The 25,386-nt window shown below is 55.8% G+C and carries 13 protein-coding genes and 2 pseudogenes; 7 read left to right on the forward strand and 8 right to left on the reverse strand.

Features of this window, described 5'->3' with window-relative positions:
• The first annotated feature begins 16 nt into the window (after positions 1–16).
• A complete protein-coding gene (locus tag Q0Y21_RS09710) occupies positions 17–952 on the forward strand; it encodes a LysR substrate-binding domain-containing protein (protein ID WP_297794385.1) in 936 nt (311 codons plus the stop codon).
• Here the strand turns inward: Q0Y21_RS09710 and Q0Y21_RS09715 are convergent.
• Together Q0Y21_RS09715 and Q0Y21_RS09720 are read right to left on the reverse strand one after the other, a co-directional pair.
• Complete coding sequence (locus tag Q0Y21_RS09715; RefSeq protein ID WP_297794387.1) at positions 949–1,941, reverse strand: patatin-like phospholipase family protein; 993 nt, start codon at positions 1,939–1,941, stop codon at positions 949–951. The genes Q0Y21_RS09710 and Q0Y21_RS09715 overlap by 4 nt on opposite strands.
• Before the next feature lie 2 nt (positions 1,942–1,943).
• On the reverse strand, positions 1,944–3,449 hold the full coding sequence (locus Q0Y21_RS09720) for an NAD(P)/FAD-dependent oxidoreductase (protein WP_297794390.1): 1,506 nt from the start codon (positions 3,447–3,449) through the stop codon (positions 1,944–1,946).
• A gap of 119 nt (positions 3,450–3,568) precedes the next feature.
• On the opposite strand from Q0Y21_RS09720, the gene Q0Y21_RS09725 reads away from it, so the two are divergent.
• Positions 3,569–4,177: a TetR/AcrR family transcriptional regulator gene (locus tag Q0Y21_RS09725; RefSeq protein WP_297794393.1), complete on the forward strand. Its 609-nt coding sequence runs from the start codon at positions 3,569–3,571 to the stop codon at positions 4,175–4,177.
• Between the two features lie 18 nt (positions 4,178–4,195).
• Here Q0Y21_RS09725 and Q0Y21_RS18475 read toward each other — a convergent pair.
• Positions 4,196–4,501: pseudogene (locus Q0Y21_RS18475) on the reverse strand (carboxylate--amine ligase); the annotation flags it as partial.
• A 250-nt stretch (positions 4,502–4,751) separates the two neighbouring features.
• Here Q0Y21_RS18475 and Q0Y21_RS09735 point away from each other — a divergent pair.
• Complete coding sequence (locus tag Q0Y21_RS09735) at positions 4,752–6,722, forward strand: hypothetical protein (protein WP_297794399.1); 1,971 nt, start codon at positions 4,752–4,754, stop codon at positions 6,720–6,722.
• A 193-nt stretch (positions 6,723–6,915) separates the two neighbouring features.
• Here Q0Y21_RS09735 and Q0Y21_RS09740 read toward each other — a convergent pair.
• A pseudogene (locus Q0Y21_RS09740) lies at positions 6,916–7,020 on the reverse strand (transposase); the annotation flags it as partial.
• Between the two features lie 293 nt (positions 7,021–7,313).
• On the opposite strand from Q0Y21_RS09740, the gene Q0Y21_RS09745 reads away from it, so the two are divergent.
• Together Q0Y21_RS09745 and Q0Y21_RS09750 are read left to right on the forward strand one after the other, a co-directional pair.
• Positions 7,314–8,498, forward strand: a complete 1,185-nt coding sequence (locus tag Q0Y21_RS09745; protein WP_297794403.1) for a hypothetical protein — start codon at positions 7,314–7,316, stop codon at positions 8,496–8,498.
• A 19-nt stretch (positions 8,499–8,517) separates the two neighbouring features.
• Complete coding sequence (locus tag Q0Y21_RS09750; protein ID WP_297794405.1) at positions 8,518–9,936, forward strand: hypothetical protein; 1,419 nt, start codon at positions 8,518–8,520, stop codon at positions 9,934–9,936.
• Between the two features lie 119 nt (positions 9,937–10,055).
• On the opposite strand, the gene Q0Y21_RS09755 is transcribed toward Q0Y21_RS09750, so the two are convergent.
• Positions 10,056–11,771 carry a protein adenylyltransferase SelO family protein gene (locus tag Q0Y21_RS09755; RefSeq protein ID WP_297794409.1) on the reverse strand — a complete coding sequence of 572 codons (1,716 nt, stop codon included), beginning with the start codon at positions 11,769–11,771 and terminating at the stop codon, positions 10,056–10,058.
• Between the two features lie 124 nt (positions 11,772–11,895).
• Positions 11,896–13,836: a hypothetical protein gene (locus Q0Y21_RS09760; protein WP_297794412.1), complete on the reverse strand. Its 1,941-nt coding sequence runs from the start codon at positions 13,834–13,836 to the stop codon at positions 11,896–11,898.
• 313 nt (positions 13,837–14,149) lie between these two features.
• Here Q0Y21_RS09760 and Q0Y21_RS09765 point away from each other — a divergent pair, with 313 nt between their 5' ends.
• Together Q0Y21_RS09765 and Q0Y21_RS09770 are read left to right on the forward strand one after the other, a co-directional pair.
• Complete coding sequence (locus Q0Y21_RS09765; protein ID WP_297794415.1) at positions 14,150–14,635, forward strand: hypothetical protein; 486 nt, start codon at positions 14,150–14,152, stop codon at positions 14,633–14,635.
• 62 nt (positions 14,636–14,697) lie between these two features.
• Entirely contained in the window at positions 14,698–15,879 is a 1,182-nt protein-coding gene (locus Q0Y21_RS09770; protein ID WP_297794418.1) for a peptidoglycan-binding protein, read from the forward strand.
• Between the two features lie 161 nt (positions 15,880–16,040).
• On the opposite strand, the gene Q0Y21_RS09775 is transcribed toward Q0Y21_RS09770, so the two are convergent.
• On the reverse strand, positions 16,041–16,451 hold the full coding sequence (locus Q0Y21_RS09775; RefSeq protein WP_297794420.1) for an ACT domain-containing protein: 411 nt from the start codon (positions 16,449–16,451) through the stop codon (positions 16,041–16,043).
• A gap of 93 nt (positions 16,452–16,544) precedes the next feature.
• The gene (locus tag Q0Y21_RS09780; RefSeq protein ID WP_297794423.1) at positions 16,545–25,127 is read right to left on the reverse strand and encodes a glucoamylase family protein; all 8,583 of its coding nucleotides are present in this window, start codon (positions 25,125–25,127) and stop codon (positions 16,545–16,547) included.
• Between the last annotated feature and the right edge of the window lie 259 nt (positions 25,128–25,386).

The raw sequence follows: 25,386 nt of genomic DNA on the forward strand, positions 1-25,386 counted from the left end.
TATAGGACTCTGAACTATGCAGGACTTGAACGACCTCTATTATTTCGTGCAGGTAGTGGAAAATGGGGGCTTTGCACCGGCCGGGCGGGCGCTGGGAGTACCCAAATCCAAACTGAGCCGACGTATTGCGCTGCTCGAAGAACGCCTCGATACACGGCTGATTAACCGCTCAACACGCCGATTCAGCGTGACGGAGCTGGGCAAGGAGTATTATCGCCACTGTGTCGCCATGCTGGTTGAGGCCGATGCCGCGCAGGAACTGATTGATCGCTCTCACTCGGAACCCCGCGGATGTATCCGGATGTCCTGCCCACCAGGGTTGATCTATTTTCTGGTGGTGCCGCTGGTCGTGAAGTTCATGGAGATCTACCCGGAGGTCAAGATAGAACTGGTGGCCACCAGCCGCCGGGTTGATGTCATTAAAGAGGGCATCGATCTCGCGCTCCGGGTCCGGTATCCGCCCATTGAAGACAGTGGGCTGACCATGAAAGTCCTTTCCAGGAGCCCCCAATGCCTGATGGCCTCGAAGGCTCTGGTGGAGCGTTTCCCGGAAATCGGATCGCCTGAAGACCTGACTCGATTGCCCAGCATCGACTTCGAGCAAACCGATGGCCAGCACATCTGGTGCCTGGATGGCCCGGAAGGCGTATCGGTTCAGGTTCACCACAAGCCACGCCTGGTGACGGACGACGTATTTACGCTCAGACAGGCTGCAATCGCCGGTCTGGGCGTGGTCAAGATGCCGTTGATTGTCGGTGGGCGTGACCTGATCGAAGGGCGACTGATCAATGTACTACCAGGCTGGCAGCCACGCGGTGGTATTTTCCACGCCGTCTTCCCGTCACGCCGTGGTTTGCTCCCGGCAATTCGTGCATTTCTTGATTACCTGTCAGAGCAGGTGGATGAGGTGGACTTTCCAGAGCCTGAGCAGAATATTACGCGGATGTCTTAAATCTGGGTATCGTTGTTATCGATGGCGATGCCCGCTTCGTGTAATGCCTGCCGAACGGCCACCGGGGCCTCCTTGGTTGCTGACTGGAAAACCCGATGGCGTCGCCCGGGATCCATCATGTTGTAGCCAATAGCCTGCAAAACGTCGGTTGAGGGCTCCAGTCTGATGACCTGTTTTCCCGCGGATTGCAACAACGCTACTTCCCGGTCCACAATCCGCGTCATGTAACGACGCGCCACGCGTTCAATGCGCGCAAACAGTGACGGATTGGCCTCAATGGTGCGCGATGACATGGGCGCTACCACAATCACAACGTCGAGATCGCTGTCCGCCAGCAAATCCGCGGAGACGGGAGAGGTAATTCCGCCATCCAGATAAGTTCTGCCGCCTATCTCAACAGGTGGACACCAGGCAGGCACACCGTAGGAAGCGCATACAGCATCGACCAGTGATGCATCTGGGGCGTCTGGACGACCGAAGCCCACACGCTCGCCACTGTCATTATCGACGGCCATGATCCAGCAGTTATCGTGCGGCGACCACTGGCCCTCCGGTACATGCGTATTAATCAGTTGCCGGAACGGTGTCATGTCGAACTGCCCCTGCGGCAGCACCCCACAGATGGCCGTTAATGGAGGCACTTCACCTCGCAATCCCTTTCTCAACAACGGTAACCCGGAAAACTGCAGCTTTGGCAATGGCGGATACCAGGGTCCCCAGGATGTATCGTGATTCCAGTCGCAACCGGAAGACTGGGATTTACTGCCCAGCGAGCCTTCCATCTCATCAATCGATACGCCTGTCGACAGCAGGGCAGCCAGCACTGCGCCTACAGAGGTTCCAACAAGGACATCCGCCGAACGAGCGTCCCAGGCGAGTTGTCGCTGCAATTCTGCCAGCACCGGGACCGACCAAGCTGCACCTGCGACCGCACCGCAACCCAGTGCCAGGCCGACTTTCTTATTGCTCAAACTAACATTGGAATTCACGATCAGTTTCCCCTTTGCTGGAAAGTGTAGGCATGCTTATCCCAGCGACTCAGCAGTGATCGCATTTTCATGGTGTGCCAGGGGAAGCCCACGGAGTTCTTGCCATTGGCGTCCAGGTAATAACTGGAACATCCACCGGTATTCCAGACCGTTGTTTGAAGCTCTTTCTGAACGACGGCGTTATACCGGCGCTGCACCTCCGGCCGAACATCGAAGCGGGCAATGTTTTTGCGGCGCATGTTCTTCAAGGTATCCATGATGTACTGGATCTGGGATTCGATAACGATGTACGCCGAGTTGTGACCGATACCCAGGTTCGGACCAAGCATCAGGAAGAAGTTGGGAAACCCGCTGACAGTGGTGCCTTTGTAGGCTTCGGGGCTACCTTGCCATTTCTCCGCCAGGGTCTGGCCATCGGCGCCCGTTACCTGTTTAGCAATCGGTACATCGGTCACGTGAAAACCAGTGGCCAGGATAATGACATCAACCTCGCGCTCACTACCGTCGCTACCCACTACCACGTTGCCACGAATTTCCTGGACGCCGGTGGCCAGCACTTCAACATTCTCTTTTGCCAGCGCAGGGTAGTAGTCATTCGACATCAACACCCGCTTACAGCCCATGGTGTAATCCGGGGTGAGCTTTTGGCGAAGATTTTCATCCTTGATGTAATAGCCAATATGGGCTTTCGCTATCCTCTGCGCCTGCTTGAGTATGGCCGGATAACGGAAACCAACCCCCATCAGTTCAAACGCGCTGTACAAGGTCTGACGCACGCCATTCAGCGCAAATGGCCATTGATACATCCGTTTCTCGAGCTTCGCCGTGGTGCGGTTAGGCTTTGGCAAAACCCATTGCGGCGTACGCTGGTAAACGATCAGTTCTTTGGTTAAGGGCTGGATTTCCGGGACAAACTGGATCGCTGACGCACCAGTTCCAATGACCGCGACCCGTTTCCCGGTCAGGTCAGCTTCATGATTCCAACGGGAAGAATGGAACCATTCCCCGGTATATTCCTGGAGCCCAGACAGCTCCGGAATGATGGGTTCGTGCAAGTAACCCACACAGGAAATCAATTTATTTGCGTAGCAGACTCCCTGTGCCGTTTTAACCTCCCACTGACAACGCTCCTCCAGCCAACGAGAATGTTCAACTGGCGCCTTGAAGCGGATATAAGGTACCACTCCGTAGTGTTCTGCAGTGCGACGCACATAGGACAAAATTTCTGTCTGACCAGCAAAGGTGCGGCTCCAGGAAGGGTTCTGAGCAAAAGAGAACGAATAGAGTGCTGACGGCACATCGCATTCACAGCCAGGGTAGGTATTGTCGCGCCAGGTGCCGCCAAGGCCCGATGCTTTTTCCAGAACGACAAAGTCGCGGTTTCCGGACTCAAGCAATTTTATGGCTGCTCCTATGCCGCTGATTCCGGCTCCGATGATCAACACATCATAAGTTCCAGGCACTGTACCTCGTGAATGTGGCGGGACTACTGCTTCAATGGCAGTCATTGCGATTATCCTATGCTAAAGGTGTTCAAATTTCCGCATACGGTTTCGTATGTGGACTAATCTGAACGCATACGGTATCGTATGTCAATGGCTTATCGAGTAACGAACAAGGCATGCGCATGACATCCTCAAAATCTGCACCGTCTCGTGAAGCTGCCAAAAAGGCGAGCAAGGAAGCCCTGGTAAAATCCGCCATGGCGTTATTTCCCGTCAAGGGGTTGGACGTCAGTCTGGACGACATCTGCGCTCACGCCGGTTATACCCGGGGAGCCTTCTATGTGCATTTCAGGAACCGTGACGAGCTGACCTTTGAGGTCATGGGGCGGGTGGGGGAAGAGTGGCTGGATTCCATCTTTGAGGATGCCAGGGAGAAGGAGGGCGATCTGATAGGGCTAATGCAACGGTTCCTTGGCGAGCTGATGCGCGGGACCTATCCCATTTCCCGCAACGGGATCAGGCCTTACCAATTGCTTGACGCTTGCGCCAGATCGCCCGCAATTCACGACCGTTATATAGAATTCGTGCGCGATAGCATTCGTCGCCTGGCCGTGTACGTCACCAACAGTCAGATGAAAAAGCAGATCAGGCCGGACCTGGATTCCGAGCAACTGGCTTCGATAATGATTACGGTCGTTATTGGGACACACACGCTGTACGACCTGGATTATCCCATCGATTTAGCGCGTACTTCTGCCACGCTGTTGCAGTTGTTGGCAGTTAACAACTAAACCATTAGAAGGTGTCCCATCGACGCCTTCCGCCTTCAGCTTTTCGGCAATCTCCAGGGACCGGTCGTTCAGACGGATAAAGTCCCATGGGATAAAAGGTATCTTGTTTGCAGTACAGAAATCCGCAGCCCAATCCGGAGCAACAACTATATAGCGGCGGTCAAACTGTTGCGCAGCCTTGATCGCATTGACGCTCCAACCAAGCAGGGCGATGTAACCTTTGCTTGGGTCCTTGGGAGTCTCGGTTCCTTTAACCGAGTCCATATCGGGGTCAAGCCAGGCTGCTACCTCTTTGGGTAACTCTTTCTCCGATGCCATAGACATTTGATCTTCTCCTTGCTGGTTTACCCGGACAAACTGCGCCGACATTGGAGCGCACCAGACAAACTGAGCGTTGAGGAAATGTCGTTTAAAAAGGATCAAGACATCCCAACCATCAACCTCAATATAGTCACTCCGGTTACCAATGGAATCGAAAGCCCCGGTAGGTATCGTTTGCTTCTGAATTGTCTTAAGAGCATCTTTGGGTTTGGGCGATTCCAAATGGCACATTAAAACAGGCAAGGACGATATTGTGACTATTCCCGGTTCTGATCCAGATACCAACGCCTCTGTTGCGACGTTTGACGGGGCCCTGCAAGAGCTTGCGTTTGCTCGCCTGAGCGACCCTGCAGCGCCAAACACAAAGGTACTGGAAGCGGCACTTCACGTTATGGAAGCTCCCGACGGGCTGGACGCGTTGTACGCCCGAGTACCAGCTATCGAAGCCAAGGGCGTATTTACCCACAGTGACTGGGACCGGCCTGCCATTCTTCGGCCTGCACTGGCCGTGCGAACGTTACGCCAGGGAGCTCCGGCCTACACGGTCATCGAGGCCCTCAGTGAGCTTCGCCTGCTTGCCGTGGCCATGGGGGATTATCTCCACCCAGGGATTTCAGCGGAGCAGGCCAGACACTTCCTGACCCAGGTGACAGCACTGAACCTGGACCTGCTATCAGGCCAGATGAGCGAAGCGGATAGGGAGCGGCCACAGGGGCTAGGGCACATAGCCACTTCACTTTATCAGTACCTGCTCAACAGGCTGGGCTACGAGAGTATTCTCGACAGCCTGGTGGACGAAGTGCACCGTTTGCTGGCCCAGCGCCCGATACAAACGGACAGCATCAAGCAGATGGTCAGCCAGATTGCCAAATGCCTGTTTGATCCGGACATCGAAACCTCGGGCATGGACAAAGCGGCGGGCCTTGTCAGCGCTTTGTTCGGTCCAACTACCGGCTGCCGTGATGACCCCGGCTTTGCCGTTTACGGCAAGCGCCTGGCCGCCATGGACGAAGTCGCACTAGCCGAAGAGGCGCAAGGATTTGCCATCAGGATGCACGAAACGGGCATGGTTTCACCTTATCACCCCATGCTGATACGGCACCTGCGTGGACACCGGGATGATCTGATACCTCTGGCTCTGGGCCTGAGTATTACCGGCAACGATGTGCTCCAATGCTACCGTCAGATTGTGCTCGAACTGATTGACCAGGTTGTTCATCCGGAAACCAGTCAGGCCGTTTATGGCCTGGCCATGTTCCTGGAGCGTGGCTCTCTTTTCACGCCGCCAGTGGCTTCAGCCCTGTGGCGGCAACTGGAACTGAAATTGAGCCAAGCCGCATCGGATAAACTGAGCGCGGTTTTCGGCAATGCGCACCCTCCGCGGGTGTTTTTGCTGGCCGGTGTACTGAGCCTTCTGGGACAGCCGCTGGGTGTTGGCCAGGGTAATAACCCGACTTGCCAGTCGGTCATCGGCCTTTCCATGTGGTCCTTCAACGATGTTGATTATCTGTTACAGCTGGTCGCTTGGGGTGCTCGTGATGACGATGTCATCATGCGTTTTGAGGGCCAACACATCAGATCGCAGCACCTGGAGGCAGGCCTTGCAAAAGAACCTCCAATCGATGTGGATCCGGTTTCATTGATTCTGGCGCCTCATCTTGACCGCATTTATCGCGAGATGGGGCGATTGTGCGGAGTACGCGAGGATGACCTGCACCGCTGGATCAACCCTGAGATGTATGGCTGGTGGGTAGGGCATGGTTTTCTCAGTGTCATTAGCCGGACAACAGGAAAGATCCATGATTATGACAATTTCATCCGCCATTTTTATCCCAGTTATCACCCTTATTACAACGGCAACATACCTGTCATCCATCCTCAACCTGCGGGTATCGCTGTCACTGACAGTGGAGGGCGCCTCGTTGGACGCCACGCCATAACCATCATCCGGGCCAATCTTGATCGTGTTGGCGAGATGCGCATCTACTTCTTCAATCCCAACAATGACAGCGGCCAGGATTGGGGCCAGGGTATCAACTGCTCAACAGAGAGTAATGGTGAGCGCCATGGCGAAGCATCGCTGCCGTTCGCTGAGTTTGCTTCACGTTTGTGTGTCTTTCATTACGATCCGAGGGAACTGGGGGACATTTCGGTGGTTCCTGAAACAGACGTTGACCGTGCCATAGAGCTTGGTCGCACCAGTTGGACCGCGAGTTATGAGTAAGTGGGTTGGCTCTAAAGGAGGGAGATTCCGAACTCAGCTGCACGCATCATATATCGTATTTAACATAATATACATTATGCGCAGTTGTGGAAGAATCACGGCGCTGTCCGATGCCTTGATGTGGACGACCACAGAAAGTGCTAAAGAATAGCCACAGGAAGTACTAAATTCGTCGCCCACCTTTCTATATCCATGAGACTCCCAGTCGTTGCGAAACTTCGGCGACGGTATAGCCTCGCTCCAGCACTTGTCGGACTGCTTCATCTTTGAATTCCGGGGGGTAACGTTGGCTGCTCATGACAATTCCTCCTATGCTCTAATCATAGGCCAGGTCAAAACCATCCGTGGAAACAGCGTAGAACCCCTTCGCACCCGGTCGTTCCTGGTCTGCACCAAGCAACCAATTCTCTCGGGCACGAGGCTCTCAGCCCAAACCCAGGCCCAAATTTTCGGTGTGCAGATCCCTTCTTTTTTCGTGGCCGTAAAATAACGAAAATACTTGTTTTGTTTTCAGGACCGAGGTGCTATAGCTCGTCAAGAGCCTCCCTGGGGTTGTCCTGGGGACGGTCGCGCCCTTGGGAGGGTGTTATCATGAAAAGCACAGTTTTCTTTACCGCTGTTGCTGTAGGGATAGGCATCGCGGCTGGCCCGGCCACCGCAGAGATCCTGGCCATCATGAACTACGAGAGTAAGCCGGAAGGTCAACTCAAAAGTCTCAAGTTGTCGGGTGATGTGCCGCGAAGAGAGGGTCTGGCCATCATCGACGTCGATCCGGAGAGCCCGGACTTCGGGCGTATCATTTCGGATATCCCGATCGACCCCGCGACGGTCGCGCACCACATCTTCTACGACCGGACAATGAGCAAGGCATATATCACCGGCTTGCAGGAGCCACCGCTTCAGGTGCTCGATCTTACGAAGAATCCCTACCGTCTCTCCACGATCGAGACGCCGCCCTGCAAGGTGGCAGAGGACCTCATCCTGGATGAAGCGAACGAGCGCTGGTACCTGACCTGCATGGGGTCCGGCAAAGTGATCGTCGGTGACGTCGCGACCGACGAGGTGGTGGGTGAAATCGTTCTGCCGGGCACCTACCCGCATGGCCTGGCCGTCAATAGCGCGATCGACCGCATACTGGTGACCTCAACCATCACGCCAGATCTGACCAGCCCTGATGAGTTCGTCTCGGTGGTACGTGCCTCCGATCTCCAGTCGCTTGGCAAGATTAAGATGTCGGATGCCGAGTCACCTTCCAAGGTCGCGCCCGTCGAGGTGTTCTTCGTGCCCGGCGCAGAGCCGGCGACAGCGATCGTGACCAATATGTTCGGACATACGCTCGAGGCGCTGGTCTGGGATGCGGACGCGCAGGAGTTTGATCGCGAGACGATCTTCGACTTCGCCAAGCAGGGTGCCAGCGTGCCGTTGGAGATCTACTTCAACAGCGACCAAAACCCTGATCGCATGTATGTCACGACGGCGATGAAACCGGGTCATCTGCATATTTTCGATATCTCGGAAGGCCCGACGAAGCCTAAGCTCCTGAAGCAGGTTGCCACAGCGGACGGCGCTCACCACGTCGGATTCACGCCCGATTTTAAGTACGGGTTCGTCCAAAACTCGTTCATCAACTTGCCGGACATGAGCGACGGCTCAGTTTCGGTGGTGGATCTCGAAAGCGGCGAGGTGATCGCTTCAATGGATACTCTAAAGAATGCCGGGTTCAATCCGAACTCGCTCACCCTCCTGCCGGAGTGGAACCACTTGGCAGGCCACTAGGAGACGCACGGGGTGCAGGATGCACTGGCGCGCTACGATCGTAGTGCTGTTGGTTCTGGTAGGGGCGCGGGCTCAGGCTCATGCCTTTGGCGCGCGCTACGACCTGCCGCTGCCGCTCGAGCTGTATCTTGCCGCAGCGGGGATGGCGGTCGCGGCTTCGTTTGCGGGAGCGCTGATCTTCCTCCGCGCTAGGCACTTGCGCACGGTGCATCTGGATATCACGATTCCCGCCAAAGCCGGACGGGTGCTTTCAACCATACTGGGCATTGTCGGCGTACTCGGCTTGGCAATACTGCTCGGTGCCGCATTCTCTGGGCCACAGGAGGCTGTGCGCAATCTCGCCACGGTCTGGGTCTGGGTGATCTGGTGGGTAGGTTTTCTGCTTTTTTCGGCCCTGGTGGTCTGCCTCTGGCCGCAGATCGACCCGTTCCGGCGGCTTTCGGCGCTCCTGGCATCGGCGGCCGGACGGCCTTGGACGGGCACTGGGGATACTCTGCCGTCGGCTGCCGGCTTGCTTGCGCCGGCTGGGCTGCTGGCAATCGCCTGGATTGAGCTGGTTTCGGACTGGTCGGAAGATCCGGGCGCGGTGGGCGTGCTGGTGATCACCTACCTCGTGGTGGCGCTCCTCGGCGGGCTTGCCTGGGGGCAAGAGTGGTTTCGTGTAGCAGATCCTCTTAGCCGCATTTTCGCGATGCTCGGTCGGGTTGCGCCTCTCTCGGTGGCCCGCCGCACAGTCCTGCGCGTGCGTCCGCCGGGCGACGGTTTGCTGGAGAGGTCTGAGCCGATTCGCGGCGAGGTGGCGCTCGTCACCGGTCTCATCGGGATAGTGCTCTTCGATGGCCTGTCCGAGACGCCCGCCTGGGTCGCAGTGCTGGACTTCGTAAGCGAGTCGCAATCCCTGCGCCCGGCGCTGCTCTGGCTGCGCGATCAGGGCGCGGACCTAATCAAAGTGGTCCGAACCGTCGGCCTCTTTGCTACTATTGCGAGCTTCTACGGGGTCTACTGGCTTCTGATCGTGTTGATGCGGGTGCTAACCGACGGCGGGCTCACGATCGGTCAGCTCCAGCGGGGCTTCGTCGGCACGCTTCTGCCCATTGCAGTCGCCTACCATCTGTCGCACTACATCTCATACCTACTGATCGCCGGACAGCTGTTCTTCCCCGCTGCGTCCGACCCGTTTGGCTTGGGATGGGACCTCTTCGGTACGCGGAACTGGTCCATCGAAATCAGCATCATTGGGGCCGAGCAAATCTGGTGGATCGCCTTCACGGCGTTAATCATAGGGCACGCACTCTCGGTTCTAATTGCCCACCGGCGCGCACTCCAACTCTTCAGAGACGCACGGCGCGCTGCGATATCGCAGGTCCCGATGACAATTGCTATGGTCGGGCTGACGGTGCTCAGCCTGTGGGTTCTGTCGCAGCCGATAACCGAATAATCGACTGCCACAGTTTCGGCCTGACCTGCCCCCGGTATTTTGTGTGGAAAATAAAACGAGCGCCCTATTCTAGAATTTCCTCTAAGTTTGTTTAGCACTTTGTGTGGTCATCCAGCCCATCACGACGAGCAACTATAATGCGACGCCCCACCAACCTCAAAGAGCTCCGGCGGCTTCAGCCTGTAGTATTTCCTCTCTACGTCCTCCGACTGCTCGGCGTATGGCTGCGTTATCACGTTCTGCAGTTCTCGTAGCAAAGCGTAGTTACCCTCTGCCGCTTTCTGATAAGCAGGCACAACGAACCACTCCCGCAAACTGTACTTTGGACTGACCAGCTTCATCTGACTCGAAAGCTCCTCAGGAGCGCGAGATTGAGTGAGCGATTGCCATTTTGTGAGCCACGCTGACCAGCGCTTGTCTATCTCTTCGGGGTCTGCAGCGTAAGTCGGGCCCCTGTAGAAGCTCTTCTTGAGGGGCTCAATGTCATTCGGCAACGACGAGAGTTCCCGGAAGAATATGGTGTAATCAACAGGCGTTTGCATCATCAGCGTTGCGAGCTCGCGGAACAAAACCGTGTCAAAAGTGTCCAATCCAAGCTTGGCCGCCCACATCTTCTCCAGTTGCTCTTGCATCACCTTCGGAAAATCATTCTGAATCTCCGCAAGCTGTCGCAGACAGTCTGGATGCCCTGCCAGCAACGGCTGAACCGCCGAACAAAACGAGTGGAAGTTACGTTCGGCCGCTGCCGGTTGGTTGAGAAACGCAAAGTGATGCCCGCCACCCGTCCATGGTTGGAACTGTGGATCAAACACATCGCAGAATCCAAAGGGGCCATAATCGAGCGTGAAGCCGCCCGCCGCACAGTTGTCGCTGTTGAAATTACCCTGGCAGTAGCCAACACGGATCCAGTTCGCCACGAGCGACGTCAGTCGGCTGCGGAACTCACGTGCAAGTAACACCACTTTTTCGGTGGTGGCCAGTGATTGGTCGATAACGTCACCGTACTCACGATCGATCAGGTGCAAGACGATCTTCTCGAGTTCCTCCATCGCCTGCGGGTGTTCCTGCTTGCGGGCACGACGACTAAAGAGCTCGAGCTGCCCTACCCGAATGAACGACGGCGCAACCCGCGTAGAGATGGCAACAGGCTCGGATATTAGAATATCGGGTTCTATTGAGCGAGAGCCCTCCGAATACCATGGACGTCTGACTTTCTCGGTTTTCGACACGTACAGACTCAGAGACCTTGATGTGGGCACACCGAGCGCATGCATGTGCTCCTGGGCCAGGAACTCCCGAACACTGGACCGCAAAACAGCACGGCCGTCCGCGCCGCGGCAGTAGGGTGTTCGCCCTGCCCCTTTCAACTGCATTTCCCAGCGTTGTCCGTTGATGACGGCCTCAAGCACGGAAATCGCACGACCGTCGCCGTAGCCATTGCCGGTCTGGAACGGGCACTGCTGGTAGAATTCGGTGCCGTAGATAGAGAGTGCGTAGCCACACGCCCACCCGACGTTGCGCAGAGGCTCCGGAACCCGGGATAAGTCGCCGGAGAACATGCGGAGAAAGTCACTGGACTGGGCCATGCTGTCGTCGAAACCCAGTTCGTGAAACAGATTCTTCCCATGCGCGACGTATTCTGGGTTTTCGATTGGCGTGGGTTTGACCGGAACATAGTGGCCCGAGAAGACTTGTCTTGGCGCGTAGTCAGCTCCGTTTGCTTTCCCCTCAGGATCGCAGTTGAGCGTGTCCATGAATGAATAGTCTGCCAAAGGTGCGAGATCGTCGAGGGTCGCGACCGTTGTGGGCGTTTCCCGGTGACGTCGCTCTATCATTGGGACTCCTCATACGTTGGTTTGATTATGGGCAGCAGTGTGAGTGCGCATGCCGTAACTCAGTCCACTTTACGCTTCCTATGACAGCACTGAAACCGGCTACACCAGTTAGGCTTGTTTAAAGTCAGTGAACGTGTATCCAATGATCTTGCGCATCAATAAAACGGCCCTGCCCCAAACCGCCATTCGGGGCAATAATAGATAGTACTTCTTCCATCAGGGCATCACTGCCAGAGAACTTCACATAATAATCACATATCCAACCAGGCTGGCCTTCTTGCGCAGCAGCGCAGTCGAGGTTTTCGAAATGGGTCATCTTGAAGGACAAATTGCATCGACCTTGGGAAGCTACACATAGGCTCATGCACTGCGTGGCTAGAATTGGGTTATTCCCGAACTCTCTGGCGCGGCATTTACGACCCAACTCTTTATAACCAGCGTTCATTTGATCAATTGTCGTTGCCAAGGCAACGCACACATCGCGATCCGAAGGCTCGTCGGTGGCTTTTTCGTGTCCTCTGAAACGTTCACAGTAAGTGCTGTTTAATGCCGCTTTCTGTTGTTTGCTCAAAAGTTGCTGCCGACGTTGGTCAATGCTGCTCCAAACGGTTCCAAGGGTCGATTCGCTTCGGTCACGTGGCAAGCCAATATAAGTAGCCACTAGCTGATCCAGTCTTCCAACGTTATCTACTTCTTGAACGTTTTGAATCAGCTGGGATTCTGTGCTCTTCAGGAGAAACCTGCGTTGCAAACGAAATTTTTGCTTGGCTTGAGAAATGCTAGCTCCATCCAGGCCCCTATATTTACTTTGAAAAGCCCGAAACCACTCGGTTGATTGAGCCAACCCTTCCAGATCCGGCGAAATGCCGGATAGTGCCTCGAGATCACTGGAAACTTCGGAACCAAGCAGTTGCTCCTGTCGCCGGGCGATGATGTTTCTATGTTGGACCAACTGGTCATGAGTTACCGAATCAAAAAGTAATTTATTCTCTTCCAGTAGTTTGCGGAGGCGTGATATTGCCGCAAAATCTGTAGCCTCCGCGACAGCACGAGTTATACGGCCATTGAGTACTTCCGGAGCAAGGCGGACTAGTGCGTTATTCAGGCTTTGCTCAAACTCATCTCGCTCACTGGGCCATAGATCCGCAAGTTGTTCATCTGAAGCCGCACGTATTTCTTCCCATGAAGCATAACCAGCTTCATTTGCGGGCAACTGTTTCAGATCTGACGAGTGATCGTGCAACCACTGCCGTTGCTGAGAAGTAATGTGGGCTCTCAGAACGACTTCTGAATGGGAAAACTCACCACGTTCCATTATAAACGGGCGGGTGACGATGTGGTCGTACCCCTCGAAATAACCGCTCAGATCCCGGCGCTTTAAGCAAGGATCCAAAATATCGTAGTAAATCCGTTTGCGTTCGTCCTTACTGTACTCTGCGAACGACTTTCCCCAGACCGGTTTGAAGTCGGCATCGGAAAATAGCGGTCCTGCTTTTGAAAAAATCTGGTTGAGTGGCGTATGTTTCAAGTCCAGGTCAGGGTATTCCGCTTTAAGTCGTGAGGCCCATTTGGCAATTGCTATGCACCGATGCGCTTCATTCTCGGCGTCTGCCAACGCATTCGGCGCCTCTTTCCAAAGCTGCTTTGAGCGCTGGCTCTGTGCCAGCAATCCCTCAGTACGCTCAAGATCCTTCGTAACCTGGAAATTGCCACATTGATTGAAGGAGATCGTACCTGTGATCTGATTGCCCTCATGCTGACCGCTGAGGCCGACAGCAGTAAAGCCGATGGGACGTTTTTGCCATTCCCCTGGTTCCAGGACCAACGTACCTGCATCTTCATCGATCTGACCCGATAAAGTATAGGCTCCGCTGGGTGTATCTCCGCTACTCAGGTAGAACATGAATAGGCCTTGAAGCTGGGCATCTTGATGATCCAAAACGAGATCCAGGCGAATCGGTGTATTGCTGCACCGGTAGTACCCCGACCATACGCCTGTTAGAGATTCACTGGCGTATATGTCGAAGGTGCAAAGCATCAACCAGATAACCACCAAACGTTTCATCACAACCCCCATTCAGCTTCAGGGCATTGCCAATGGCGGTGGAGCATGCTCATTGACGAATTAATTGTAAAACGTGAAAACATGCATCGATAAGAAAAATTATAGACAGCCAGTGTGCATCAACAACTTTTGATAGAGGGAAATGAAGCTCTCAAAATTTCCGATTCATCAGCCTATGTCGTTAAAATTGCCACACCTTCTATCTATACTTTTTTAAGCTGAAATCCGTCTAGCAATTCGTTGAGCAATCGTCCATCAAGGCACATAATTTTGTGGAGAAAAATTGGAAAAATACTGTTGAGGAGGGCATGCGATGCCTTATGACGACAGTGAGCAGCAAAAGCTGAACGATTACCTGACAGGTCAAGCGTTTGGGGTTGGCTATAACACTCATAGCAGCCTGGGCGCTCAGCACTATAAATCTAATTTCTCTCCCGCGCCATCAACCGTCACTGACCGAAACACCGATAAATCAGCCATAAAGCTGACCAGAGCGGAACGCAAAGCGCTCAGGAAAGAACAGTCGCAAATGCAGGCAATTACAAACGACCAAAGTTTTTCCGGGCTACTTTTTCTCGGGAGCCTGGCGGGGATTGCCTACCTTGATTACCTATATCTACCTGAGATGCCCTGGTGGGCACATGTCCTTATCGTACTGCCCATCCCCTTGCTTCTGGTAACAATCCTTAAACGGTACCCCAAATTTGTACGGGGACTTAGATATACGATCATGGGCTGCATAGGCCTTGCAGTTGCTGCCATAGTGGCTTTTCGCCTGGATTTACTGCCGATTGGATAGGAAATTCACATTAGCGATTTTCGGATTAAAAGAGATAGAAGCTATTCAATGGAGGAATGGCCATGATGAATTCATTGATCAGGTGTGTTTCTACCGCCTTCGTTATCGCTTTGCTGTCACTCGGCATGACTTCTGCGAATGCCGGCCTTTTCGATGACCTTGCGGAATCCGCAGATCAGTTGCGGCAAACAGCTGAGGACCTATCACAGCTTGGCAAGAACCGAGATACAGAACCAGATCCAAAGCCGAACCCAGAATACAAAGCGGAGGAATCGGGCAAAATCAAACCACCCTCCGTTAACCCAGAAAATGGCTCCTTGCCTGCAAACGATTATAACAATAGCCCCAGTCATGTATTAACCGCCCAGAGGATGCTCAATCAGCTTGGATACAATGTAGGGCGTGCCGATGGTGTCTATGGCCGAAACACTGAAAGCGGGATCCGCGCTTTTCAGGCGGATAAAGGGTTACCTGTTCATGGAAATGTCACAGCTAGGTTGTTAGGCGAGCTGAGCCAAGAAAGCCAGCAAGCATCAAGCAGACTCTCGTCAACATCCCAGGCGACACAACGCGTAAAGAGTGCGGAAGAAGGAACTCGAACCAATCCACAAAACGAACGAGCTAGAATTAGTACCAAGGGTTTCCCGCCAGAACTCGTGTTTGACCGCCCTACTTCAGGAAAATCATGCATTGAACTTCATTCGAATTGCCGTGGTACAACTCTTGAAAAACAAAAGAAAGGAGAGATTAACATAAACCAAGCTGTAAATTGGGACAACATCTGTACTCAGCAATTGCAAGAATGCTTCGCATTCGAAAATAGCAACGAAACTTCCGAATCACCCACTTTAATATCGCGACACATAATGGAGATGATTGATCAATGTCGGTATGGATCCTCTACTTCTAGAAGATTTGACTGTGACTGTATAGAGCAAGAATACAAGAATATACATTCCGGTAAGCCGAATAACCAAGAATACAACGACTATAATGCAGCATTGGCACAGTGTGTTGATCCCAGGAAAACCTACAATTATGCCTATGAGAGTTGCATAAGTTCCGCCGACCTTATTCTTAAACAGCAGACAGGTAACAAGTCATCTAAAAAGGACTTCTGTGAATGCACGGCAGTAGAATACCGAGCCGGCCTGCTTGCCGCAGCCAATGTACCGTCGGCAAACGTTGGGGACAGTCAGTTCAACCGTAGGCTACTGACTTCATCATTTGATAAATGCTTGTAGCCTAGATATATGTATCTGTGGACAAAGGGCGTATTAGTGACCCCAAACTTAGCAAGTTAGCGGCAGGTCAGGGTTGGCCAATTACGCGGCACAGAAACTTAGCGCAAACTTGTGTCGGGTCGGTTCTGCGCCTGTTCCCCAACAAGGATAGACGACCACCGTTAGCCGTTAGGTTTGCTGGCCAGCTCCTTCAGTGCCGCCATCGCCTCATCGGTTCGATCGCTGGGTACGAACATGTGGTCGTGATAAAACCCTGCGATGACATTGGTGGTAATGCCCCGCTCGGCCAGCAGGCTCGTTACCACGGATGTTAGACCCAGAGCCTCAAGACTGGAGTGGCCCTCAAGGGTTATGCGACGGAAAATTCTGTAGTAGTCCAGGCCTTCGGCTTTGGCCTCCTCAAGAGGAATAACCAGAGTAAGGCCTTCCAGTTCGGCAATGCTGACGATGGGCTTCAGGTGTTCCAATTCGCCGTATTTTGCCTTTGGCACTGTGCAGTAGACATAGGTCGTCGAGTCCAGTTTCGGCGAGAGCTGCTTGATCAAATCCTGGAGAAACTGTGTTCGGTTCATGTCTGACTATCCCTTGGTCGAAGGTCGTGAGTATAAGGATACAGTAGATCAAAGTGATCCTTCATGCTCACTGTCTTTCGCGGCCCGACGAGCCTAGACCGATGTGGTGTGGTGTATCGGGCCCAGTTCAACCTCCACAAAATGCTCCTGGCGGTCGTCGACCAATGGAATGAGCGTGTCGGGACACTCATTCCCATCCACAGTCACGCGGCTTCCCTGCCCTGATGATTCACCCAGGTTCCTGACAGTGATGTGATAGACAGTGTCGCGAAAACGGTAGTGAATCTTGTAGCTTTCCCAGTCGGTGGGGACACAGGGCGAAATGCGCAGGTGGTCTACTTCCAGCTGCAGTCCGAGCAGGGTTTCCACTGTCAGCCGGTACATCCAGCCCGCGGCCCCTGTATACCAGGTCCAGCCGCCGCGTCCGATATGTGGTGCCACGCCATAGATGTCCGCGCACATAACGTAGGGCTCGACTTTATAGCGCTCGATGGAGTCAGGCGTGCTGCCATGGTTAACAGGGTTGAGCATGCCGTAAAACTCCCAGGCACGTTCGGTATCACCGAGCATGGCAAAGGCCATCGTGGTCCATATTGCGGCATGGGTGTATTGGCCGCCGTTCTCTCGCACGCCGGGGATATAACCCTTGATGTAGCCGGGTTCCAGATCTGATGTATCAAAAGGTGGGTCGAGCAACTGGATAATCTGCTTTTCGCGCCGAACCAGGCGCTGATCCACCGACTTCATGGCCTCACGGGCCCGCAGCGGGTTACCGGCTTTCGAGATGACTGACCAGCTTTGGCTGATCGAATCAATCTGGCATTCGTCGTTTCTGCTTGAGCCCAACGGTGTGCCATCGTCGAACCAGGCGCGGCAGTACCACTCGCCATCCCATGCCTGTGCCTCGATATTACTTTGCAGTTTTGCCGCCTGGGCGCGGCACAAATCAGCAAATGCCTGATCATTGCGTTCGCGAGCCAGATTACCGAACAGGTTGAGATTTTCGACCAGGAACCAGGCCAGCCATACACTCTCTCCACGACCGTCCTTGCCAACCAGATTCATGCCGTCATTCCAGTCGCCGCAGCCCATCAACGGCAAATGGTGAGCGCCAAACTTCAGGCCGTATTTCAGAGCGCGCACGCAGTGCTCATACAGGCTGGCGGCTTCCGGCGAACGTTGCGGCTGATCGTAGTAGGCCTCTTCTCCCGCACTCAGTTCACGCCCTTCCAGAAAATGAATGGGCTCGTCGAGCACGCCGGTGTCCCCGGTCGCCCGCACATAGCGGCATGTGGCATACGGCAGCCATAGATAATCATCGGAAAATGTCGTGCGTACGCCCTGCCCATTGGGTGGATGCCACCAATGCTGGACGTCTCCCTTAAGGAACTGGCGACCGGCATGGCGGATCAACTGCTCACGGGCGAGCCATGGCGTTGCATGGATCAGCGCCATAGTATCCTGAAGCTGGTCTCGGAAGCCGTAGGCGCCGCCTGACTGGTAGTAGCCGCTGCGCGCCCACAGCCTGCATGACAGGGTCTGGTAAACCAGCCAGCCGTTGGCCAGCACGTTCAGAGCCACATCCGGCGTGTCGACGTTGACCGCGCCAAGGGTACGGTTCCAGTATTCCCATACCGCTTCCAGCGCCTGCCGCGCGCCCCCCTGCCCGCCAAATTGCTGGATGAGTTGCCGAGCCTCATCAGCGTTGCCGGCTGCCCCGAAGATGAACACAACCTCCCGTTCCTCGCCGGCGTCGAGTTCGACCCGGGTCTGGAGGGCGGCGCACGGATCAAGGCCGGCCCCGATCGTGCCTGACAGGCGGTTTCGGCGCATCGCTGCAGGATTGGCAAGCGCGCCGTTACGACCAATAAACTCGGTGCGGTTTCCGCTCATTGAACGATCGCGCTCGCTGGTATGAGCAAACACCACCCGATTGCCACATTCGCGACCGTAAGCATTGCGGGCGAGCAGTGCCCCCGTGTGAAGATCGGTTTCGGTGACGATGTGCATCATATTGGCGTGCCGCCACTCGCCGAGCACCAGCTCCCAGTACCCCGTGAGCGACAGGCTGCGGGCTCTCGGTGAGTGGTTGTGCAGTTTGACCACCAGAAACTTGACCGGCGCGTCCATGGCGACATAGGTGAATAGTTTCGACTCGATATCGGCTTCAAGGTGCTCGAATACGCTGTAACCAAAACCGTGCCGGCATACGTAGCCGGAGCGGCCACCGGCGGGCAACGGCGTCGGTGACCAGAACGCACCGGTTTGTTCGTCGCGGATATAGAGTGCTTCACCGCAGCTGTCCGAGAGTGGATCGTTGTGCCAGGGCGTGAGGCGAAATTCGTGGGCGTTTTCTACCCAGGTATAGGCACTGCCGCTTTCGCTGACGGCGGTGCCGATGTAGGGGCTGGCAATTACGTTCGCCCATGGCATCGGCGTAGTCTGACCCGGTTCAAGGGTGACAACGTATTCGTGGCCGTCGGGCGTGAAGCCACCCAGGCCATTACAGAAAATACGCTGGCGCGGCTCAAGGGGGTAAACCTGTTGAGCGACCGGCTTCAGCGATGGTGCCAACAAGTCTGATGCACGTTCCGGCGACACGCGGCGTTCCACCTGCTCAATCAGGGTCTCGGCGGTGTCGCTGAAGACGATTCGGGAAACGGTCTGCAGCAGAACACGCTCATCCTCGGACAGCTCTTCTGTGCGCCGAACGAAGATCCCTCCCGGCTTATCAATCACTTGTGCTTCGGGCCCTGCGTTAACGATGCCCATGATCAAATCCTGCAGCACTGCCCTGTAACCTGAGAAGCCCTCGTTGACGATCACCAGGTCAGCAGCCAGGCCCTTCATACGCCAATAGGCATGCGCCTGTACTACCTGTTTGACCAGATCGATGCGATTAACGTCCCCGATGAGGAGCAATACGATTGGCAGATCACCTGAGATGGCAAATCGCCACAATCCGGACTGCCCCAGCTGATTACGGGCGATAATGCCAGGAGAAGCGCGCCTCAGACCATTTCCGTATATGACAGAGTTGGCCAGGCGGCCAAAGATCTGGGCATCGGCTTCGGTTGCGTTTAGGTGGCGCAGCACTTCCTGACTCTGGAACCAGGCCATCTCGAATGCGCGTTCGACAAAGTGGCGGTCGCAGTATTTCTCGATCAAGGCCAGTGCTGCCTCGCGCGTGTCGGCTACACCGGTAATAATCTGCACGCTCGCCGACTCATCGGCCGGCAAGGTCAGCGTGCTGCGGATCGCCACGCAGGGGTCAAGCACGGCGCCCTGCGTGTTGGACAAGGACGAGGGGCGCTCTCCATTATCCAGCACCACCGGGTTGGCCGCCGTGCGACCACGCCCAATGAACCGGGCCCGGTCGGTCTCATAGGACGCCTTGTTTGCCACCGAACCCGGTGCAGCCAACAGGTGAAACATCCAGGGTACCTGCTCACCCGGGGTGCGGGGGCGTCGGGTACACAGGATGGCCTGTTGCCCGGGCAGGATTTCAGTTTGCACAAACAGATTGCTGAACGAACGATGGGCAAGATCGGCGCTCAACGGAGCCAGCACGACTTCCGCGAAGCTCGTTACTTCAATGTTGCGGGCGCGTGGCGACTGGTTGGTTAGAGTAACACGACGGATTTCGACGTCGTCTTCCGGCGAGACGCTGATCTCGGTGTGCGCCTCGATTGATTGGTCGCCGCGCCGGTACTCTGCACGTCCCTGTACAAAAATCGCTTCGTAGTAATCGGCCGGGCGCAGGGTCGGCTGGTACGCAGTGGACCAGTATTCTCCGTTATCACGGTCGCGCAGGTAAATGAAGGTTCCCCAGCTGTCACAAGTAGCGTCCTCGCGCCAACGGGTGATGGCAAGATCAAGCCACCGACTGGTGCTTCCGCCCGCATGGGTCGCCATAACGTGATAGCGACCGTTCGACAACAGATGAACTTCGGGGATTCGGGTATCGGGGTCCGTGAACACCCGCATGATGTCGCCGGTGTCGGCACTGGGTGGCCGTGCGGCAGCACTCACCTCAGCCGCGTGGGGGTGTAAAGTGTCGCCCCTTTTCGGCACTCGTTCCTGCAACAGCAATTCCGTCGCCCTGGAAAGGGGGTCAGACATAAAGCGGCGCTGCATCGGCTGGTCCATCAGGACATGGGCAAAAGCCAGCAGGCTCATGCCCTGGTGGTGTGCCATGAAACTCTGCACGATGGCGTGCGGTTTGCCCCGCGGCACACGGGTCGGGGTGAAATCGATGGCCTCGTAAAAGCCATAGCCACCGAGGAACCCCTGCTCAGCCAGCGCCTGCAGATTGCGGCAGGCTTCCCGCGGCAACACCGTCAGCGCCAGCGCACTGGCGTAGGGTGCGATCACCAGGTCATCTCCCAACCCACGCTTGAATCCCAGCCCGGGAACACCGAATGCCCGGTATTGGTACACCTGATCAAAGTCAGTGGCATTGTAGCAGGATTCGGAAATCCCCCAGGGCACAGCCCGTTGGCGACCATACTCAATCTGCCGTGACACAGCTGCCTTGCAGGTCTGTTCCAGCAGAGTATTCGGGTAGCTCGGCATAATCAGCTGCGGCATCAGGTACTCGAACATCGAGCCACTCCACGAAATCAGACTGACATCGCCACCATGACTGGTCAGCGAGCGCCCTAGCGCAAACCAGTGCTTCTGGGGCACCTGCCCCTGTGCAATCAACAGAAAACTGGCCAGGCGTGCTTCTGATGCCAGGAGGTCATAGCAGGCAGGATCGCGACGCCGTTCGCTGACGTCGTAGCCGATGGTCAAAAGACCACTACTGGCATCGTAGAGAAAGCTGAAATCCATCTCTGCCAGTTCCCGGCAACGATCCACCAGATCATCGATGAGATCGAGCTGTGACTGCGCACCGGTACCATCGGAGCCGGCCAGCTCCATCCGGGAGGGGATCGCAGTGCCCTGCCACGACTCCGGCACCAGAAATCCCACTTCATCACGAAGCGCACCGAATTGCTCGTCGAATGCCTTCGTCCAGTAGACCAGTTCGCCATCCATATCTGCATCCGCCGGGAGCATCGCAAAGAGTTCGCCACCAGTGCTAGCAATCTGGTCCAGAACGTTAACAACAGCAGCCAGCGTCTGAGGCGGGCCTGCCAGCGTGAGGGCCCGCAGGGTGTCCTGCAATACCCGGACGTTCTCTGCCAGCTCTGTGGCTGGTGAGGCGGACAGATGTTCGGATAACACCTCCACAGTGTCCTGCAATCCTTGCAGCGCGTTCGAAGCCAGAATCGGCTGGTTTTTCAGCTCGGCCAGTCCCTCCTGCAGAGTGAGCAGACTTCCGGCCAGGTTGCCGCTGTCCACTGACGAGACGTATTTCGGATGAAGGGGATGCAGCGTTCGGGTGTCATACCAGTTGAATAAGTGGCCGCGGTAACGTTCAAGTTTTTCCATTGCGGTAAGGGTGTTGCCAATACGGTGCAGGCACTCCCCTACCGTGAGATAACCGAAATCGACCGCTGCCAGATCCGCCAGCAACGACATGCCAATGTTGGTAGGCGAGGTGCGCGAAGCAATGGCAGGCGCAGGATAAGCCTGGAAATTATCGGGCGGCAGCCAATTGTCTTCCGGTCCGACGAAATCGGCGAAGTAGCGCCAGGTGCGGCGGGCCGCTGCTCGAAGGAAGGCTTGTTGCTGCAGGCTGAGGTGGGGCCTGGGAGTTACCAGCGGTCGGCTGATCCACCAGCCGATGACCGGTGACACCAGCCACAATAGAAGAATGGGGCCCGTGGCTAACCACGTCGCCAATGTGCTCCCGGACAGGACCAGCGCGACGCCCAACCCAACCGAAAGGACCGGTGCGATCCACATTTCCCGGAAAAAATCAGCGAGTGACCGGCTTGCGTTGCGCCGTGCATAGCCCGGCAACTGCCACAGCAACAAACCGCGCCTTGTGAACGGAAGCCTCGCACCTGACCGCCAGATCGCTCCCAGGCAGATCCGGGTGTCATAGGGCAGAAAAGCCAGAGCCAGAACTGCCAGCGCGATCGGTCGGCCCGCCGATTGTCCGGCCAGGTTCAGATGGACCATCCAATCTAGATCTGCAGGCTTGCGAACCAGCTCGATCAGGGTGGAAAGCAGTGCAGGCAGGAACACCACCGCTAATACAAACAGGGTCCATGACCACATGGGCCCTGGGCCAAAGAACCACCCTACCACCAGCAGCATCAGTAGCGCTGGCGCCACGAGACTGCGTCTCAGGTTGTCAAAAATCTTCCACAGCGACAAAGCCGACAGCGGGTTCGCCTGCCGGCTGGACTTGGCGCCGTTCTCTCCGGGCGGCCCTGGCACCCGCGGCATGAGCCAGCCAGCAAGCTGCCAATCCCCTCGTATCCAGCGGTGACGACGGCTGGACTCGATGGCGACACTGGCCGGTTGCTCTTCGATAAGGTCGACGTCGGTCACCAGGGCCGAACGCGCGTAGCCGCTTTCCAGCAAGTCGTGACTGAGTATGAGATTATCCGGGAAACGACCATCGACGGCCTGACGAAAGGCATCAACGTCGTAAATGCCCTTGCCGATGAACGAGCCCTCCCCGAACACATCCTGGTAAACGTCTGACACCTCGCGGGTATAGGGGTCAAGACCCGAGTTACCAGAGAACAGCCTGGTAAAGCGTGACTGGCCAGCACTGATCAGGCTGATTGATGCCCGCGGTTGCAGAATCGCGTAACCTTCAACAATTCGCCCCTTCGCGGCATCGTATACTGGCCGGTTGAGTGGATGCGCCAGATTGCCGACCAGGGCGCGTGCTGCATCTCGCGGAAGCTGCGTGTCGGTATCGAGGGTGATCACGTATTGGATGGAATCCAGTATGGACTGATCGCCAACGATGTCCGAGAACGCGTTGTGCGCCTCGCCCCGAAGCCGGGCGTTGAACTGCTCGAGTTTACCGCGCTTTCGTTCATATCCCATCCACACCCGCTCGACCGGGTTCCAAAGCCTTGGCCGGTGAAAGAGGTAAAAGATACAGGGGCGATCGTCGCGGTATGTTTCGTTGAGAGCTTCAATCCCTTCCCGTATCCGGGCGAGCAAGGCGTCGTCTTCCGGCAGCGTTTCTTCGGGAGCATCGGCAAAATCCGTCAGCAAGGCAAAGAACACATTTGCATCGCGATTACCGAGATAGCGTATCTCCAGGGCTTCGAGCAGTTTGTCGATTTCCCGCTGACTGCTCAGCAGTGTGGGCACCACCGCTATGGTCCGGTGAACCGTGGGAATACCCTGAGAGAAATCCAGTCGTGGCAATACACGCGGCGGCATGAACAGCGTGACTATGAGGTTTACCAGCGAGATCGTCAGTGCAGAGGCGCCAATCACGCCGGTGATCCCAATAAACCAGTAGCGCCAGTCAGACGGTGCAAATCCATCAAACGTAGAAAGAACACCGGCTATCATGAGCAGCGTCAGAGATACAATAGCGCCGAGATACAGAGGGAGCCGGATCTGGCGGCACCTCCGGTTCAGGCGGGTTTTCCAGGACAGGCGGCAGCCTACCGCACGCTCCAGACGCGAGCGTCCCTGATCAATCAGGTAGTAACCGACATGTGCGCTACGTTCGTCCGAGCTTCCTTGTGCGGCAGCCGCCTGGGCGAGAACGATGGCTTCGCGAGCCACCGCCAATTCGCCACATGCACTACCCCGCGCAAGGTCTTCAATGACATGCCGGTAGCGATCGCGGGTCGCGAAATCCTGGCGGGAGTGCATTCCGGACGGATCTTCGCGCAAGATCTTCTCAACGCCACTGAGCGACTCGACGTAATGCTTCCAGTCCATAGCACTGATGAAACGCAAACTGCCGATGCTGTTGGCGATGGATATCTGGTTGGCCGCGTCCGTTCGCCCTGCTGCCTCAGACAACTTCGTCGCGGTGACTCCCTGTTCCAGCAGTTTCTGCTCGACCCAGGTCTGTACGAAGGCCATGACCGCCCCCTGTGCCTGAAGCCGGTCGTAAAACTCTTCTACAAACGGAGCCGTCAGCGGTACATCGGCGTGGGCAAATTCGGACAACAAATGGATCAACTGCTTCGGATCGCTCTCTGCCGCGGAAAGCATACGGTCCGCCCACGCGATGGCCACATCGCGTTCCTCGCGCCGCTGGGCAATGCGCACACCAACGCGGCGCAGATTCTCCAGCAGCGCCAGCTGCAACATGATCGGGAAGGCCCACAGTTCACCCAGTTTCAAGGGTTCCGCGGTCTGGTAGGCGGCGACGAATTGGGTCACATTGTCGCTGTCGACCCGGCCGTCCATGTGCGAGATCAACTCCAGCGCCAGGTCGTAAATACGGGGGAAACCGGCTGAGGGGCCTTCGGCCAGACGCGGTAGCTGGCGGCTGTAACCGCGCGGAAGATGTCGGCGTGCCAGACCGATCTGCTGCTCAATGAGGTAGAAGTTGTCGAGCAGCCAGGCTTCAGTAGGCGGGATCCGTTGTCCCGGCGTGGCAACCGCCGTAACAACGTCGTAGGCCGCCATCAGAACCCGCGCGTTGTCTTTCAACCGCGGTAGCAGCTTGTCCGCACCCGGACGCGAGTCGATTCGATGACGGTCCGCCAGAATGACCGCATGACGCTTCAGCTGCTCGATGCTGAACAGTTCCGCCCGCAACAATGCGGTATCCCGGTCATGGCGCAACTCATTCCGTGTATGTGCCGAGAACCTGAATGTTTTAATGACTATTGCTCCTTGCTGACCCTTTAGATGGTCGGGGCAGCTCTGGCTGAATCACCAGTGAAAACAATTGTCATTAAGTTGAACGGAGTTGTCTGTGCGATAACGAACGCTCAGTAAGCAGTTTTCCAGGTTCCTCGATTTCGATCATGGTGGCTTTAAAAGCTCAAGCAAGTTATCCCCACGACTTCGTATACCAACGCCAGATCCACGCCCGCTTCAT

The organism is uncultured Marinobacter sp., assembly GCF_947259545.1.
Lineage (GTDB): Bacteria > Pseudomonadota > Gammaproteobacteria > Pseudomonadales > Oleiphilaceae > Marinobacter.

Excerpts from the sequence above, each read along its gene's own strand:
- Q0Y21_RS09710 (WP_297794385.1), top strand. The coding sequence starts at position 17 with ATGCAGGACTTGAACGACCTCTATTATTTCGTGCAGGTAGTGGAAAAT.
- Q0Y21_RS09720 (WP_297794390.1), bottom strand. The coding sequence starts at position 3,449 with ATGACTGCCATTGAAGCAGTAGTCCCGCCACATTCACGAGGTACAGTG.
- Q0Y21_RS09725 (WP_297794393.1), top strand. The coding sequence starts at position 3,569 with ATGACATCCTCAAAATCTGCACCGTCTCGTGAAGCTGCCAAAAAGGCG.
- Q0Y21_RS09745 (WP_297794403.1), top strand. The coding sequence starts at position 7,314 with ATGAAAAGCACAGTTTTCTTTACCGCTGTTGCTGTAGGGATAGGCATC.
- Q0Y21_RS09750 (WP_297794405.1), top strand. The coding sequence starts at position 8,518 with ATGCACTGGCGCGCTACGATCGTAGTGCTGTTGGTTCTGGTAGGGGCG.
- Q0Y21_RS09755 (WP_297794409.1), bottom strand. The coding sequence starts at position 11,771 with ATGATAGAGCGACGTCACCGGGAAACGCCCACAACGGTCGCGACCCTC.
- Q0Y21_RS09760 (WP_297794412.1), bottom strand. The coding sequence starts at position 13,836 with ATGAAACGTTTGGTGGTTATCTGGTTGATGCTTTGCACCTTCGACATA.
- Q0Y21_RS09765 (WP_297794415.1), top strand. The coding sequence starts at position 14,150 with ATGCCTTATGACGACAGTGAGCAGCAAAAGCTGAACGATTACCTGACA.
- Q0Y21_RS09770 (WP_297794418.1), top strand. The coding sequence starts at position 14,698 with ATGATGAATTCATTGATCAGGTGTGTTTCTACCGCCTTCGTTATCGCT.
- Q0Y21_RS09775 (WP_297794420.1), bottom strand. The coding sequence starts at position 16,451 with ATGAACCGAACACAGTTTCTCCAGGATTTGATCAAGCAGCTCTCGCCG.